A 15,336-nucleotide genomic window follows, 5' to 3' on the forward strand; every position below is an offset into this window, starting at 1 on the left:
AACTACAAGTCAGCTTTTAAGAGTTTATTCAAAGCTTTCATCTCTAAAGAGGAGAGAACATCCCCCAAGTGCTTAACTTGTTGGTTTAAATAAACCTTTCCACTACCGCCATTTCTACTTTTGATTAAACGGTTAACTTTGTTGTTTGTTATGACAACGTTTTTGGTTTGTTTAAATCGATATTCAATGGCATTACGATAACTATGCATTAAAAATATCCGGTTATCTTTAACGATCGTTCCTTGGCTCTCTTCTAAAGCAATCCCTGTATCTGCATTGGGATGGTTATTATCCGCATGTAGAATCAGATTGTTTTGAATCAATCCACCAAAATTAGGCCTATTTGGCATACCAAAACCAATTCCTCTGTCACAATTTATAATAGTATTGTCGACTACTTTTATATTTTGAGTGTTGTTCCAAAAGTGCACTGCGTGTTCGGCGATCTTTTTACCTGGGCTAGCAATTCCAATAAATACATTGTTTTTAACTACCCAATCTTGTCCACCATGTACATCAATTCCACCGATATAATATTGAGGTCCAATACCTTTCGTATACTCAAATCGACAATTTTCAATTCGCCCAAAATCACTGGCGATACCTGTATTTCGGTTATAACTCACTTTTAATATTTGTTCATAGGCATCTTTCAAAATACAATTTTTGATAACCGGAAAATCAGCATTTTGTTCACCTGCTATTTGAATTAAATGGTTACCAGTGTCTTGTAGCGTTATTCCATCTAATTCAAAATGTGCTGCTGCCACTCTAAGTAAATTACTCACATTTAACGTTCGGCGCATACCTTGGCCAATTAGTTGTACGCTATTAGGATCTTTAGAATGGGACTGTAAAGTGACATAAGGAGCAGTTATATTGATAGTGTTAGTAATGTGGTACAGACCGTCACTTAATATTATTTTAACGTGTCCTTGTTTATTAGCTTTTTTAACCGCGTTAAACAATTCAAAGCTAGTGGATACGTTAATTTCGGACTGAACAGGCATATCGTGAGCATGAATTGGTAATGAGATGCACAAGACCAACAAACAGACTACAAGCTTACCCTGTAAAGTCATCATCACACTAGTTCCCTTTACGAGACTTGATCACCTTGGCTGGATTACCGGCAACGATTGAGTAATCAGGAATATCATTTATCACTACTGAACCAGCCCCTACGATACATTTTTTACCCACGTTTGCCATAATCAGTGAACCATTTCCAATCCAGGTATCTTCACCTATTTTAACTTTTGTAAAAGTACCACCTTGGTCGATTAGAGGCGTATTTAAATCATCAAAATTGTGCTGACCTTTGCCACTCATAATATGAACGCCACTACCTAAAAGGCAATTTTCTTCAATGCGGCATTTACCAATATTACTTTGATGCCCAATGTAACACCCTGACAATAACTCAGTATCTTGATGAGAAAACAACACACCAAATCCAATCACTAAATCAGTATCACAGTGCGTCATGGCAAGGTTAAAAAATGCGGTTCGAATATAACTTCCCAATTTACCTGGGATTAAGCTGAAAAATTGTGCAAAACTAGAAAACACTGAGTCTTTATCGGCGACAGTTGCCAGCACAAAATACAAAATATAAAGAGGTAAAATAAGCAGGATAAAAAAGACGCTCAAAAACTTTTTGACTAATTTCATCGTAAATTTCTCATTCTGTTATTTGGGAATTGAAGGAGCAATATGTTCTTTAAATGGCGCTAATAAGCTATCCCAACTGTAATTCTCTTTAATATTTTCTATCGCATTGATATTCAGTCGATTATATAAATCATGGTCGCTCAGTAATAGTGAAATTTGTTTGATAAATTCATCAGGAGTATCAGCCAATAGAATATCCTGTCCAGCATTGTATCGAACCCCTTCAGCTCCCATAGATGTAGCGATAACAGGCAGACCACAGGCAAATGCTTGCAGCACTTTATTTTGCACTCCTCGGGCAATTCTAAAAGGAGCAACAAAAATATTCGCTTGGTCAAAATAGGGCTTGATGTCATCCACAAACCCCGTTACTTGAATGCCTTGTAATTCTGCTAATTGTTGAATTTTGTCACTCGGGTTCATACCTGCAATGTAAAACTTCGCATTTGGCCAGTTGCTTAATACCTCCTGCCAAACATTTTTTACAAACCACATCACAGCGTCAATATTCGGCGGATAATTCATCACTCCAGCAAACAAAAAAACGGGTTGTTCAGTTTGTCTGGCTTTAGCAGGTGGGAAAAACATAGTACGATCTAGGCCGTTTTCAATAACATGAATATTTGAGGATTTTGACTTAGATGAATTTTGATTAAATAAGTCAATTTCAGCCTGTGAAATAAAAAAACAAGCATCAAAAATATCGACAATTCTTCGTTCAAAGCGCCCCATTAATTTATTTTCTCGCTGGTAAACAAAAGACATGGGAAATCCACTTTTGCTAGCGTACTGGGCCCACTTATCTGAATCTAAGTCCATAAAATCCATGATAAATCGAGGTTGTTCTTTGAGATTACTTACGACTTTACTTTTAAAAATATACTCAGCTAAACTAGAGGCTGAACACATAATGGCATCAAAACTCACATCTTCTATAAGTTTATCAAATTGGCTTTGTAATTTTGGATGATAAAAATTAGCTACACTCAAAGGTTTATTGGTTAATAACCCCATAGGTAATGAAAGATATTTAGGCTTTAACTTATGTGTGATTACGCGTTCACAATACTTTTCTTCTAATTCTGCAAAATACTTCAATTCATCTTCAGTTTCATGAGGTGCAAGTAAACTGATTTTAAATCCGTTTCTTTTTAAGTATTCGAGTTGATGGAAAGTTCTTAATTTTTCCCCTTTATTTGGAGGAAAAGGCACTCTTTGTGCCAAAATCAAAATATGCATAAAAATGAAGGTTACTCATAAGTTAGTGATACGATGCATTTATCGCTAAGCATATAGTAAACAAGTTTCGAAATAAAAATTATTAAAGCCCTAAGTAGCAATAAATGACTTAACAAACCTGTTCAATTTTGCTCACCTAGCCTACTTCCTGAAACCCGCCAAAAAAGCGCATACCTAGTTTTACGTCTTGGATAATATGCAATTGGTTAAATGGGCTTTTGGCTGCGCTTTCTTTTTCTAATAAAAAGCTGTGTTTGCTTTGTTGAGGAAGGCCTTCGTATTCCGCCACAATTTGGAATAACCAAATCTCAGGATCCCAAGTGAGTTCGTTTTCAGCTAAGTATTCCACTCCACTAATTGGCTGGTCACTATCAATTACTTGAATAAAGAAATCTTCAACATCTTTAGCCAATTGTTTTTGTTGAGTCGCCACCATACTCTGTTCGGCGATATCAAATCCTTGGGTTTGTTGTGCAGAGTTTGTGTCTGCTTCTTGCTCTCTAGGCACTGCTCTAGCTAGCTCAGCCAGTGCATAACTATCTTGTGCTCTATCTAAGGCAACAAATGCATGGGCTTTTATACCGTGTGCCTGATTAACCACTGCGGGCACTTGACTGCGATTTGGATAATCCCCTACTTGGAAATTTGGGTGCTGACGCAAAAAAGCACTCATACGGTTAATCAATAAGGCTCGGTCTTGTTGTTGGCGGAACCTTGCCATCAATAATACCAAACGTTTTTGTACTTCTAACAAAGAGCCAGAGTGCTCGGATATGCGGGCTTGTAGCTGGCTAACTAACAACTTGCGCAATCCACCATCACTGCCAGCAAGTTGAATTAAGTCATCAAAATTGATTATGCCAAAACCATCTAAAATTCGCCTGAGTTGACGTTGGGCTAATTCAATCTCTAATATTTTGTCGTCTAAGCTACTGACAAAACCAAACTCTGTATTTAAGCGATGCCAAAGGCTTTCAATGGCATCACCAAATTGACCGGTCATGTCGTGCACTCGTTCAGTCAATAGCTGCATATGGTGCTCGCTTGCTGCGTAGTCACCTTTTTGTCGTGCAGCTTGTAACGACTGTACACGGGTTTGAATTTGGTCTAAATGTTCACCTACATCAGAGTTGATTTGACGCTTGCGTTCGTCTTGAGTCAAACTGGCAATTAACTCATTAACGATTGGCCGCAAACTTAACGACTGTTGTTCGTCTGGATAAAACAAGACTCGCCCGTCGATCAACTTTTGTAGTGCCTGTTGCGAAAAAGCAGACTCACTGACTTGCCCCTCAACATAGCCAGCCATCAAGGCCTCAGCGTGTTTACCAATCAGTTCTAAACGCTCTTTTCCCAAGTCAAATAAGGGATTACTTTTAGCACTGCTTTTGATTTTTGGAGGTGATTGACTCAAAACATTGCCTCTTGTTCTGGCACATCATCAATGGGTAAGTTCTCTTCATCCTTGATAAATCTAACTAATTCGATTAGTTGCTCAATCTTACCGGTCACAATATAAAACAAGCGGTCTTTATGAGGTTGATACAAATAACCTAACTCTTTAATACACTTAAACACCTGCTTAATTTGCATATCCGGCTTTTCACTGGTCGACCTAAAATGCTTGTCGCTGGCTAAATGGGCTAAACGTTGTAACAAGGATTGGTTGTCTACCACTTTAGACTCAAAGTCCTGAAGTTTAATGGTATCACCTGCTGTTAGTGCACCATCTCGGCCTAACGCTTCTTGTACCAATTGCATCCATTCCAGCATAGGTAACAAAGACTGTACCGTATTGGTAAATTGTTGGCTTAACTGCTGACGTGCATCCTGATTGAGTTCACAATAAGCTAAAAAATACACCGAGCCATCATCATTTTTTGCCACACGTCGATTTAATGGACGTAAAAAGTGGTTCAAATCTTCCACCAGCGATTCACTTTGTAACTTATGAAAACTATGCTCATCTGTTACTGTGCAAATAAACTCACCTTCTAATAAACGTTCAAGTAACGGTCCATGTTCAATCATGCGACTTCCTCCTGATTTTTAGAGCTTGTGGTTTTATTTTGCTCAGCATTTTTATTTAAACGTTCGGCTATTCGGCTTAATTTGGGCTCAATTTTTTCTAGTCTTTGTTTTTGTTTATCAATCAAGTACCTGTGTTTGAATAACATCAATACATCCGACTCAGGATTAGGAAACGCCCCTAAAATATGAATATGATTGGCGTCACAAGCAACAAATAACTTTTCAACATTGTGATAAGCCAAAGTACCAATTTCATCAATAGGCCAATGAATATCAATTTGAGCTTGATTACGTAATAAACGAGTAAAGGCCAATAAAAACTTACATAAAATCAGATATGCCATACCGTGGCTAGACGACTCTAATAACTGCCTGTCATTTTTAATTACCAAGTCAGATCCGCCTTCATTTAAGTGCAATTCAAGGCGTAATAAAGACTCAATACTGTAACTCGCGTTATTAGGCAACACTTCAACTACATCAGCCAAGGTATCTAAGTAACTTTCACTCGGTAAAAATGCTTCAGATTTTTGCCATTTATCATATTGGTCGGCGAAACGTTTTAGTGGCGTCCAAAAATTCAATTCATCTACCGTTGAGAGTATTTTTACCTCTGAGCGAGCAATGCCATCTAGGCTTAAATCATCTGACACTTCATCAGTCAGGCGCTTACTTTGCTGAGCAATCTTTCGATTAATGTCACTAAATACAATAAAGAACTTATTTAAATCGCCGCCTATAGTTTCACCCTGCTCCACTATTTGTCTCTGGCGTGACTCTAAAATGCTTAAAAGACGTTGTAGAATGGGCAACCTGTCACGTACATTGGCATCTTCATCCAACACACTAAAAGCTTGGTTCATAGTATCCAAGAAGTCTTTACCGGCATCTTTACCTAAGTTACCTTCGAACTCTGTTAAAGCTTCTTTAAGTTTTTTCTCACCACGACTACGACTTTCTAAAGCTTGAGTACAACGATTAATGCGCTCCGCTTGATCACCTAAATTTATGTTGTTGTCTTGTGCTGGTTCAAAGGAAAAGACCAATAAAGCCAGTTGGCGAACCATAGGCTCTATTTCTGTGATCAAAGAGCCAAAACCAGATAAACTTTTTTCTAATTCAGACAAAGCATTAGCCAAGTCTGCACGTTTAGTTTGATACTGACTGCGCAAACTTGTGTGTTGTTGTTCTAGCTGTTGAGCTAAAGACTTTAACTCCGCTTCTTGCTCTAACAATTCAGGGCGTTGTTTTAACCAGTCGGTTTGCATAAAGGTTTTGTATTCATTTAATTCATCACGTCTGGCAGTGGTTGCCTGAATTTGGTTTTTTAAAGACTCTGTTTGTTGCTTAAGCTGTTTTAAGGTGTTGGGATCTATATCTTTATTCGCCAACTCTTGATTAAAAGCGTATTCTAATTGTTTGATCTGTTCACGATTTTGTTCTCGTTTATGCTCAACTTGATGTTCAAGTTCGTCAATTTGTTCATCCAAAACCGCTAATTCATCTTGCCAGCCATTCTTAAATTCTAACAACTGCTCTTCAAAATCTGATTTCAAGTTTTCTAAGGCTTGTTGTTTTTGGCTTATAACTTGTTGTTTTTCATCTACGTATTTTTGTAAAGCCTGTTTAGCCTGCGAGCGACGTTTGTCTAAGGTACTTTTTAATTCGTCGCTAATACGCTGTTTAGCACTTTGGGCGTAGGCCACTTCTTGCTCTGCTTGTTCAAATGCTCGGTTAAGCTCTGCCACAGACTCTCTTTGTAATTCAGCTTCTTGGTGACAATTGTCTAAATCGGACTCTGCTTGTTTTTGATGTTTTTCAGCATGTAACACATGACGATTAGCTTGCTCTAATGAAATAGCCAAAGCAGTTTCATCTTGAGCAAAGTCTGGCGCGTCTATAATGGCTAAATCAAGCTCAAGGCCAAATACACTCTGACTGTCAGCGCTTGCGCCTAAATGGGGAGACAAGTCCTTTCGATCTAATAATGGTTCGTTTAACAATTTGCCTATATTTTGTTCCCAGCCAGGTTTATGATCGCGCAAATATTGGCGCAAACTGTCTTGTTCTGGCGAAATTTGTTTTTGTAATTGTTTTAGTTGGTCTTTGGCTAAACGGCTTGCTTGACGAGCAGCATGTAATTGTTTATCGGCTTCATCTCGTTTGGCACGCAATGTTTGAAATAGAGACTCGCCTTGATTTTTGGCCGCAGAACTTTGTTGCCAAGCTCTTTGGGCAAGTTCTAAACGTTTGTCAGCAAGAGCGCTATTTTCTAACTCTTGTTCAGTAGGTGATGCCTGTTTAGCTTGATGCTCTTGACGCACTATACTGCGTTCTAATTCTAATAACTGTCCTTCAAACTCACTACCTTGTTGCTCTTTACGTAATTCAAATTGACCACGTAATTCAGACTCTTTGCTTTGATGAATAACCCGAATAGACTCTTTTTCAGCACTAATGGTTTTGACCTTGGCTTGGTTTTTACGCGACAAACGTTCTAATGACTCAGCCAATTTAAACTTTTGTTGTTCTAGTTGGCTTTGTAAATCTTTATGTTGTTCAATCAGTAAATTGTATTGCTCTAGTTTTTGTTCGTACTCTTCTCGCTTTAAGGGTAAGGCTTCCATATCTTTTTGCAGTTGATCAACATCTGAATCTTGGTAGTTTTCGTATTGATTCTGTATATGGTCTAGACGGGAAGATTTAGCTTTAAGATTTTCGGCAGTTTCACTAATTTTACTGTTAAGCGTGCCCTCTTGTATCTCAAAGTTATGTTTTTCAGTTTCTTGCTGGCATTTAACTTGATTACGTTTGGCTTGGGTATCTGCCTTTTTAGTAGCCAAAGACTGCAGGTCGTTTTCCAACACGGGTTTTAATTGCAGTAACTGGTTTTCAATGACATTAAGCTGATCAGTTTGTACTTGAATTTGTTGATATTCAGCTTGCATAGACTGCAATCGCATAGTTTGGCGCATTTGGGTGATCCACTCCCGCGCCTTGGTATTTTTAACCGTAGTAGTTGGCTGAACTAAACCATCTTCTTCAAAAATTGCCGCAAGCATAGTGCGCAAGGTATCCATTTTGCCTTCTTTAGCATGTACCGCGCTCACTAGTTTTTCCATGTGCCGAATTCTATGTTGGCTCGACACTAAACTAAAGCGGCTGGCCAATTGACGTAACTTAGTATTATCTCGATTACTACTGCGCCCTACACTGGCGTCATTTTGAATAATGCTCCTAAATTCACTGGTAGCTTGAATTTTAGGTGAATAATCAATACCCAAATGTTTAAGTTGTTTTATCCACTGCTCAGGTAACATGGCCTGTACATTACCCTGTTCAGTATCGACTAATAATTGTTCTTGGTGATAGCCCGCTTCTACTAAACGATATTGCACGCCATCACTGCCTTTGCGAGTTAACACCACTTGGCAAATTTGGCCTTCTTCACGCTCATATTCGTAAATCAAATAACTGTTGGCATGGGGTAAATAAAACTCATCAAACTTCTTACGAGTTTTAGGCACTACCTTACTGGGTAACTCACCGTAAAAGACCGGAATTAATCGTTGTAAAGTGGTTTTACCCGAAGCGTTAGTACCACAGATATTACTGTGTCCGGATACGTCCAGCTCAACAAAACCAGGAAGATGACAATTAATGAGAATAATGCGGTGTAACCCAGGCATACACATCCTTTATTTAGGCAAAACAAATAGAAATTTCAGCCGACAATTTTACCGAGAAAACTCAAGATTTAATACCTAGAAGCCATTAATTATTAACATTTAAGTGACTATCCAACTGTAAACTGGGAGCTAAATTAGGCTAACTAAGTAATTCTGCGTAAATTTGCAAGAAAACACTTAACATTGAGAAAAAATTGCTTAGTATCATAAACATAACCTGATGTTTGCTGTTGCCTTAATACACATGACTTTATTAAGAGCAAAGGTTGTAATTTCACTTTTTTAACTACCCAAGAGCAAACATTAGCGTGTCAAAACTACTAGCAGAAATTAGACGTAGGCGTGTTCTACAAACATTTATCCCTTACCTGGGATTTGTGTGGCTAATTTTGCAAATAGTGGCGGTAGTGGCGCCTATGTTTAATTTTTCTCCTTTAGTTAGTACCTTTATTGCTGTGGTTTTATTTGCTGGTATGCCAGTCATGTTGTACCTGTCTTGGTATTTTGATTTTACCTTTCAGGGCTTAGAAGCCATACCCGATAAAACAAGTGGAGAAATGACACCTTTTGGTAAGACCCATTGGGCTGTATTGTTGATTATCACTCTTAGCTCTGGTGGTCTGGCTTATCAGTTTTTTTCCACACTCAAAACAGAATTTGTAAAACAAGAAGAAGGCTTACAACAAACTATTCAAGCCACTTCAATTGCCGTTCTGCCTTTTAAAGACAGCAGCCCAGATCAAGACCAAGCTTTTTTGGCTCAAGGCTTAGCCGAAGAAATCACTAGTTTATTAGGCCAAACCCAAGGGCTTACAGTCGCATCTTCTAGTTCCAGCGCTATTTTAAATGACAGAGGATTAGATCCCGTCACTATAGCTAGGCGTTTAAAAGTAGATACGATTTTAACCGGTAGCGTGAGAAAGATTGGCGATAAGCTCACGGTTCGCACTGAGCTCATCAATGCTAAAGACGGCAAAGTATTATGGACAGAAAGTTTTGCTCGAAAATTTAAAGATATATTTTTGGTTGAAAGCGAAATAGCCCGCTCAGCAGTAAACCTATTACAAGATACGTATCTAGAATCAGGCACCTTAAACAATCCAGCTTCAACCAATAGCACAGATGCCTACGTGATTTATTTAAAAGGTCGCGAGCAATACCGCAAACAAACCACCGAATCTATGAAAGCCGCTCGAAAATTATTTGAACAAGCCATTGGTCTGGATCCCGAATACGCCCAAGCTTACGTGGCGTTGGCGGATACCGTGACAATGTTAGCCAAAGGTACCGAGGGATTCGACCACGACGCTTTCTTTGGCGTATTAGATGGAAAAGTAGCCGCTCAACTAGCAGAGCAAAACTTAGCAAAAGCCTTCATTAGAAACCCAAACTTAGCTGAAGCTTACGCAGTTCGAGGGTTAATTTTAGCCATGTTACTCAAGCAAACAGATGATGCTTTATCTTCACTAAACAAGGCAATAAATCTAAACCCCAGTTTAGCTAAAGCATACATGTGGAAGTTTGCTTTACTTGACCGAATGGGAAGGTTATCTGAGGCATGGGACACACTCGAAATAGCGTTTTTACTGGATCCTATTTCAATAGCCAACCAATACAACAGGGGATTTTATTTATCTGAAAAAGGAATGATTGAAGAATCATCTCAACAATTTCACTCCCTGATTAACGAATTCCCCAAATCACCACTTGGCTATTCTGGACTTGCGTCCAACTCTTATCTAATAGGAGATTTATCAGCTAGTCTACCCTATTGGAAAAAAGCCATTGAACTGTCTCCTAATAATATCAACTTCCAATTAAGTTATATTGAAGTACTCTCTTCTCTAGAGTTTATTGAGGAAGCAAAGAACGTAAACCGAGACCCACTAAATGTACCTACATTTTTACTAATCGAAAAAAAATACTCCCAACTGTTCGCCCACATTAATAATCAGTTAGCAGCTTATCCAGACGATCCTTGGTTACTCTTTGAGTCTGCTTGGTATCACATGCTAGTGGGCGATCAAAAAAAGGGGAAACAACAATTAGTAGATTCGTTAAAATTATTTAAAACTAACGAGTTATACAACTTACCTCATTGTAGTCCAGCTATCGAAATTGCTTGGGCTCTTAAAGAGGATAAACGTTTTGAAGAATCGGAAGAGTTAGTAGAAAAGTGCCATGACCTATCTGAATTAGTTCAATCAGAAAGTCGAAATAATGCGTTTAATCACTATCTAAGAGCTAGAATACTGGCCTTAAAAGGTAATATTGAATTATCGGCTAACATACTCAATAGTTCTATAAAGTATGGATGGCGACTTCAATGGGCAAAGAGTGACCCATTGCTGGTTGAGGTAGTTGAATCTGATAAAGGAAAACTGGCTATCCAAACACTAGAAAAAGAGCTAGAAAAAGAAAAGCAGGAAGCGCAAGAATTCATACTTCAACTTCAAAATTAGCTCAATAAGAAAACCAGCCCATAAACAAAACTCAATACGTATAACCCCTACAGATTACTTTTGTTTTGTCCTTCTAATCATTATCAAGCATGAGGTGAGGAAAATTAGTAAAATGCTTGGCTCAGTAACCACTACAAAGCGTTCTATGCCGCTTCGAATAAAAGTATCACCGCTAACACCGCCTAAACGTGAACAAATAATATTACCTGGATCACCGAAACAAGCTTCGTCAGTATAACTAGTATCAGCTCCATAGAATGTATAACCAAGCGGTGCGGCTTGAACAACAGAAATTTGAATTTGATACTCACCAAGCGCTAAATCCGCTGGCATAGGAGCATTCATGTATAACTCTCGGTTTTGTGCTCTATCTCCAGTATCTTCAATAGCAGAAAAACTATTGTTAAACTCGAAAAGTGGTGTATCTACATATGGATTATCATCTGCCTCGAATATCTGCCAGCTAATATCTTGTATCGCTAATGAAAAATGCACTACTGTAGAACCAATAAATTCAAGCTGGTCACCTTCCGAAAACTGCCAATAACAAGGTTCATCGTCAAATGGTTGTCCAGGTACCAATTCAACAAAACAAAAATTTGGCACCGCCATTACCATTGGGTATCCAGGTGGCACATATACGCTATCGTACGGAACAGCTCCTGGATTATCGTAATAATCCCAATTAAGCATACCAAACTCATTAATTTCAGATATTGGCACCAAAAGGTCTTGAGTACCAAAACTCACAGTAATCCCACCTCGGCCTAAGCCACGTATTAACCTCGCTTCGGTAACAAATGACACAATCAAACAACTAGCAATAAGAATTTTAATAAATTTAGGCATAGTGATTCCTTGTAAATATTATTTGATTTACTCACTAGGACTGCAGACCGTTTGGTCTCTCTATTGAAGGGGGCCTAGTAATAAAACTTTGGCCATTTGACTTAGTTTACACTTTAGCACTTTTGTACAAAATTCAAACAAATAATTTGGAGCTTTGAATGGATACTCATTTCACTTAGGGAAAACGGTAAAGATATATACCATAAAGCATAGAAAGCGATTTGATATTAATTAAGATAAAGTTCAGACTAAGAAACTCCGTCACGTTATACCTAAAAACCATTAGAGTAAATTTATGACTCATGACCAACCTATTTCAAAACGCCTTGTTTTAATGACTCTTTTGGTAGCTACTTTATTTACGTGCTGTGCCCATGCAAAAGAATCATTTAAAGGCGCTAAACAAGCCATTATTCAAACTAATTTAGGCTATATACAAATTGAGTTATATGCCGACAAAGCACCCATCACTGTGAACAACTTTATTCGGTACATTCAAGCCGGTGCTTTTAATTCGGGCAGGTTTTACCGAGTGGTGAGATTAGACAATGACAATGGCGCGCCTAAAATTGAAGTGATACAAGGTGGGGCTGATCCGGAGTTTAAAGACTATTCGCCAATCCCACTAGAAACCACCAAACAATCTGGCATTAAACATTTAGATGGCACTTTATCTATGGCACGGGGGGAACCTAATTCCGCTACTTCTATGTTTTTTATCTGTGTTGGTGCGCAACCTTCTTTAGATTTTGGCGGCACTCGGAATCCAGATGGACAGGGGTTTGCGACTTTTGGAAAAGTAATAAAAGGCATGGATATAGTTAAAAAAATTCATCAAATAAAAGATGCGCTAGAAGTAGAAGATGACTACGTAAAAGGCCAAATGTTAGCTAAGCCTGTAAAAATTTTAAAAATAGATCTGGTACAGTGAATCAAAGAACTAAAATAGTGATCTTAAAAGCCATTGAACGAGTATGAATATACTCATTAATTAAATAGGCTCACACATGTTTGGATTTTTAAAATCAGATCCCAGTAAGAAATTGCGAAAAAAATATGACACCCTCTCTACCCAAGCTATGTTGGCCCAGCGTAAAGGTGATATTAAAACCTATTCAATGTTGACTGCCGAAGCCGAAACATTGTGGAAAGAAATACACCAACTCGAGCTAGATAAAAAATAAAAGATTTGAACCACAGAGCAAAATGACAACACAGACGTCAAGTATTTAGTGCTCATTTTAGTAGCTTAGGCTTGATCTGAACTAGTCCGTTGTCTGTGTAAAGATAAGACCTGTGCTTCTGTAGTTAAGCAGTTTCTAACTTGTGCTCATAACTCAAAACGATTTCTAGTATTGCCCTTCTATCCAGCTTTCGAAAATCAAACAGGCTGAGACACTATCCACTTTTTGCTTGTCTAATTTTTTATATCCACCTAATTCAAATAAGCGGGCTTTAGCATCGACTGTGGTTAAACGCTCATCACAGGTTTCTACTTGAACTTTGTATTTAGCATTAAGCCGATTAGCGAATTTTTTGGCCGCAAACGTCACTTGTTGATTGGTACCATCCATATTTAACGGTAAACCCACTACGGCAAGTTGTGGTGCCCATTCTGCAAATACTTTAGCCACAATATCCCAGTTAGGAATACCATCTACCGCTTTTAGCGCATCTAATGGTGAAGCTGTTCCTGTGATTTCCTGACCCACTGCCACACCAATACTTTTGGTACCAAAATCAAATGCGAGTACGGTACGTTGGCCTTGGCTTTTCATTAAAGAACACTCATAAAATTATTCTCTTAAATGCTTGGCTCTTAAAAAGAATCACCATTAAGCATGACCTACATCTGGACCAAGTTGCCATACATCAATGCCTAACATATGCACTGCCGATTCCCACTTTTTATGGATTGGCACGTCAAATAATAACTCATTGGTTGCTTCAACCATAAGCCATGCATTGTCTTGAATTTCTTCTTCTAGCTGCCCAGCAGACCAACCAGAATAACCCAATATGACTAATGATTTGTCTGGCCCGGCATCATTACCCAAGGTAGACAGAATGTCTTTCGAAGTGGTGATCATTAACTCTGAATTCATGACTAAACTGGAAGTCCAACCTTCTTGAGTTGAATGTAATATAAATCCTCTATCTTGATTGACTGGACCACCCGCTAACACAATTCCTTCAGCTTTATCATCGAGTACTTCAGCTTCTTCATCTGCTTGAGCAACTAGCTCTTTAAGGTTCATACCTACAGGTTGGTTAATTACCAAGCCCATAGTCCCTTCTTGGTTGTGTTCACACACATACACAACACTACGAGAAAAAAATGGATCTTCCATAGTAGGAGAAGCAATCAATAAGTAGTTTTGTAGACTTTGCATTTAAGCTTTACTCTCCTTTTGCTTTAGCTAAGGTTTTATTAGCCAAACGCTTTTCGATGGCATCAAACAACATGCCTGTGATACTCACATCATAAGCGGCTTCAATTTCACGCACACAGGTTGGACTGGTGACATTTATCTCTGTTACTCGATCGCCAATCACGTCTAAACCGACAAAAATCAGGCCCTTTTCTACAAGTAAAGGCGCGATAGTTTCAGCTATCTTCAAATCTGATGCTGATAAAGGTTGTGGTCTTCCTGTGCCACCAGCAGCCAAGTTACCACGGTTTTCCCCCTTGGTTGGCAACCTAGCTAGGGCATAAGGCACGACTTGACCATCGACGATTAAAATACGTTTATCACCATCTTTAATCTCAGGTAAAAAGCGTTGGAACATGGCATAACGCGAACCTAACTCAGTCAAGGTTTCAATGATGACACCTAAGTTATTGCCATCTTCTTTCACTCTAAAAATGGACGTACCGCCCATACCATCCAGTGGCTTACAAATGATATCTTTGTGGGTTTGGTGAAATTCTCGAATTAACTTAGCATCTCTTGTTACCAAAGTGTCAGCCACTAAATCAGGAAACCAAGAAGTAAATAACTTCTCGTTAAAGTCACGCAGGCTTTGTGCTTTATTTACCACTAAGGTTCCGGCTTGCTCGGCAAGTTCGAACATATGGGTAGCGTAGATAAATTCATTATCTACAGGCGGATCTTTACGCATTAAGATCACATCTAAGTTAGCTAAACTTTGACGACTTTCATTTTCAAGAGTAAACCAATCATCCGAGTTTGATTGCACAGTTAAACTTTGCATCCGGGCCATAGGTTTGCCGTTATGCAAGTACAAATCAGCCATTTCCATATAATACAATTCATAGCCACGTGCCTGAGCATCTAGCAACATAGCAAAACTGGTATCTTTTTTAATATTTATGGATTGGATTGGATCCATGACTATGCCAAGTTTAATGGTCAATTTAATTCCTTAAG

The 15,336-nt window shown here is 38.5% G+C and carries 13 protein-coding genes; 3 read left to right on the forward strand and 10 right to left on the reverse strand.

Going from position 1 to position 15,336, the window contains the following annotated elements; genetic code table 11:
- Positions 1-2: 2 nt before the first annotated feature.
- The 6 genes from L0668_RS06605 to L0668_RS06630 form a co-directional block, all read right to left on the reverse strand.
- Positions 3-1,085 (reverse strand): right-handed parallel beta-helix repeat-containing protein, encoded by a 1,083-nt coding sequence (locus L0668_RS06605; protein WP_235311304.1) that lies wholly within the window; start codon positions 1,083-1,085, stop codon positions 3-5.
- 4 nt (positions 1,086-1,089) lie between these two features.
- Positions 1,090-1,674: an acyltransferase gene (locus tag L0668_RS06610; protein ID WP_235311305.1), complete on the reverse strand. Its 585-nt coding sequence runs from the start codon at positions 1,672-1,674 to the stop codon at positions 1,090-1,092.
- Positions 1,675-1,692: 18 nt separating this feature from the next.
- Entirely contained in the window at positions 1,693-2,913 is a 1,221-nt protein-coding gene (locus L0668_RS06615; protein WP_235311306.1) for a TIGR03087 family PEP-CTERM/XrtA system glycosyltransferase, read from the reverse strand.
- Positions 2,914-3,049: 136 nt separating this feature from the next.
- Positions 3,050-4,327, reverse strand: coding sequence for a hypothetical protein (locus tag L0668_RS06620; RefSeq protein WP_235311307.1), 1,278 nt, complete (start codon positions 4,325-4,327; stop codon positions 3,050-3,052).
- Entirely contained in the window at positions 4,324-4,944 is a 621-nt protein-coding gene (locus L0668_RS06625) for a hypothetical protein (RefSeq protein ID WP_235311308.1), read from the reverse strand. The genes L0668_RS06620 and L0668_RS06625 overlap by 4 nt, the downstream gene beginning before the upstream one ends.
- Positions 4,941-8,633 (reverse strand): ATP-binding protein, encoded by a 3,693-nt coding sequence (locus L0668_RS06630; protein WP_235311309.1) that lies wholly within the window; start codon positions 8,631-8,633, stop codon positions 4,941-4,943. Before L0668_RS06630 ends, L0668_RS06625 begins: the two co-directional genes overlap by 4 nt.
- A gap of 308 nt (positions 8,634-8,941) precedes the next feature.
- On the opposite strand from L0668_RS06630, the gene L0668_RS06635 reads away from it, so the two are divergent.
- Positions 8,942-11,095 carry a hypothetical protein gene (locus tag L0668_RS06635; RefSeq protein WP_235311310.1) on the forward strand — a complete coding sequence of 718 codons (2,154 nt, stop codon included), beginning with the start codon at positions 8,942-8,944 and terminating at the stop codon, positions 11,093-11,095.
- Between the two features lie 54 nt (positions 11,096-11,149).
- Here the strand turns inward: L0668_RS06635 and L0668_RS06640 are convergent, their stop codons facing one another.
- Positions 11,150-11,944 carry a hypothetical protein gene (locus L0668_RS06640; protein ID WP_235311311.1) on the reverse strand — a complete coding sequence of 265 codons (795 nt, stop codon included), beginning with the start codon at positions 11,942-11,944 and terminating at the stop codon, positions 11,150-11,152.
- A 295-nt stretch (positions 11,945-12,239) separates the two neighbouring features.
- Here L0668_RS06640 and L0668_RS06645 point away from each other — a divergent pair, with 295 nt between their 5' ends.
- Positions 12,240-12,875, forward strand: a complete 636-nt coding sequence (locus L0668_RS06645; RefSeq protein ID WP_235311312.1) for a peptidylprolyl isomerase — start codon at positions 12,240-12,242, stop codon at positions 12,873-12,875.
- A gap of 76 nt (positions 12,876-12,951) precedes the next feature.
- The gene (locus L0668_RS06650) at positions 12,952-13,128 is read left to right on the forward strand and encodes a DUF6435 family protein (protein ID WP_235311313.1); all 177 of its coding nucleotides are present in this window, start codon (positions 12,952-12,954) and stop codon (positions 13,126-13,128) included.
- Positions 13,129-13,293: 165 nt separating this feature from the next.
- Here the strand turns inward: L0668_RS06650 and ruvX are convergent, their stop codons facing one another.
- From ruvX to gshB, 3 genes are read right to left on the reverse strand one after another with little or no spacing between them, the layout of a single operon-like run.
- The gene (gene ruvX / locus L0668_RS06655) at positions 13,294-13,722 is read right to left on the reverse strand and encodes a Holliday junction resolvase RuvX (protein WP_235311314.1); all 429 of its coding nucleotides are present in this window, start codon (positions 13,720-13,722) and stop codon (positions 13,294-13,296) included.
- A gap of 57 nt (positions 13,723-13,779) precedes the next feature.
- Positions 13,780-14,337: a YqgE/AlgH family protein gene (locus L0668_RS06660; RefSeq protein ID WP_235311315.1), complete on the reverse strand. Its 558-nt coding sequence runs from the start codon at positions 14,335-14,337 to the stop codon at positions 13,780-13,782.
- A gap of 7 nt (positions 14,338-14,344) precedes the next feature.
- Positions 14,345-15,322, reverse strand: coding sequence for a glutathione synthase (gene gshB / locus L0668_RS06665; protein ID WP_235311316.1), 978 nt, complete (start codon positions 15,320-15,322; stop codon positions 14,345-14,347).
- Between the last annotated feature and the right edge of the window lie 14 nt (positions 15,323-15,336).

The organism is Paraglaciecola algarum, from assembly GCF_021532655.1.
GTDB lineage: Bacteria > Pseudomonadota > Gammaproteobacteria > Enterobacterales > Alteromonadaceae > Paraglaciecola > Paraglaciecola algarum.

Bases quoted from the DNA above. Each gene is read 5' to 3' on its own strand.
- L0668_RS06605 (WP_235311304.1), bottom strand. From the start codon at position 1,085: ATGATGACTTTACAGGGTAAGCTTGTAGTCTGTTTGTTGGTCTTGTGC.
- L0668_RS06610 (WP_235311305.1), bottom strand. From the start codon at position 1,674: ATGAAATTAGTCAAAAAGTTTTTGAGCGTCTTTTTTATCCTGCTTATT.
- L0668_RS06615 (WP_235311306.1), bottom strand. From the start codon at position 2,913: ATGCATATTTTGATTTTGGCACAAAGAGTGCCTTTTCCTCCAAATAAA.
- L0668_RS06625 (WP_235311308.1), bottom strand. From the start codon at position 4,944: ATGATTGAACATGGACCGTTACTTGAACGTTTATTAGAAGGTGAGTTT.
- L0668_RS06630 (WP_235311309.1), bottom strand. From the start codon at position 8,633: ATGCCTGGGTTACACCGCATTATTCTCATTAATTGTCATCTTCCTGGT.
- L0668_RS06640 (WP_235311311.1), bottom strand. From the start codon at position 11,944: ATGCCTAAATTTATTAAAATTCTTATTGCTAGTTGTTTGATTGTGTCA.
- L0668_RS06645 (WP_235311312.1), top strand. From the start codon at position 12,240: ATGACTCATGACCAACCTATTTCAAAACGCCTTGTTTTAATGACTCTT.
- L0668_RS06650 (WP_235311313.1), top strand. From the start codon at position 12,952: ATGTTTGGATTTTTAAAATCAGATCCCAGTAAGAAATTGCGAAAAAAA.
- ruvX (WP_235311314.1), bottom strand. From the start codon at position 13,722: ATGAAAAGCCAAGGCCAACGTACCGTACTCGCATTTGATTTTGGTACC.
- L0668_RS06660 (WP_235311315.1), bottom strand. From the start codon at position 14,337: ATGCAAAGTCTACAAAACTACTTATTGATTGCTTCTCCTACTATGGAA.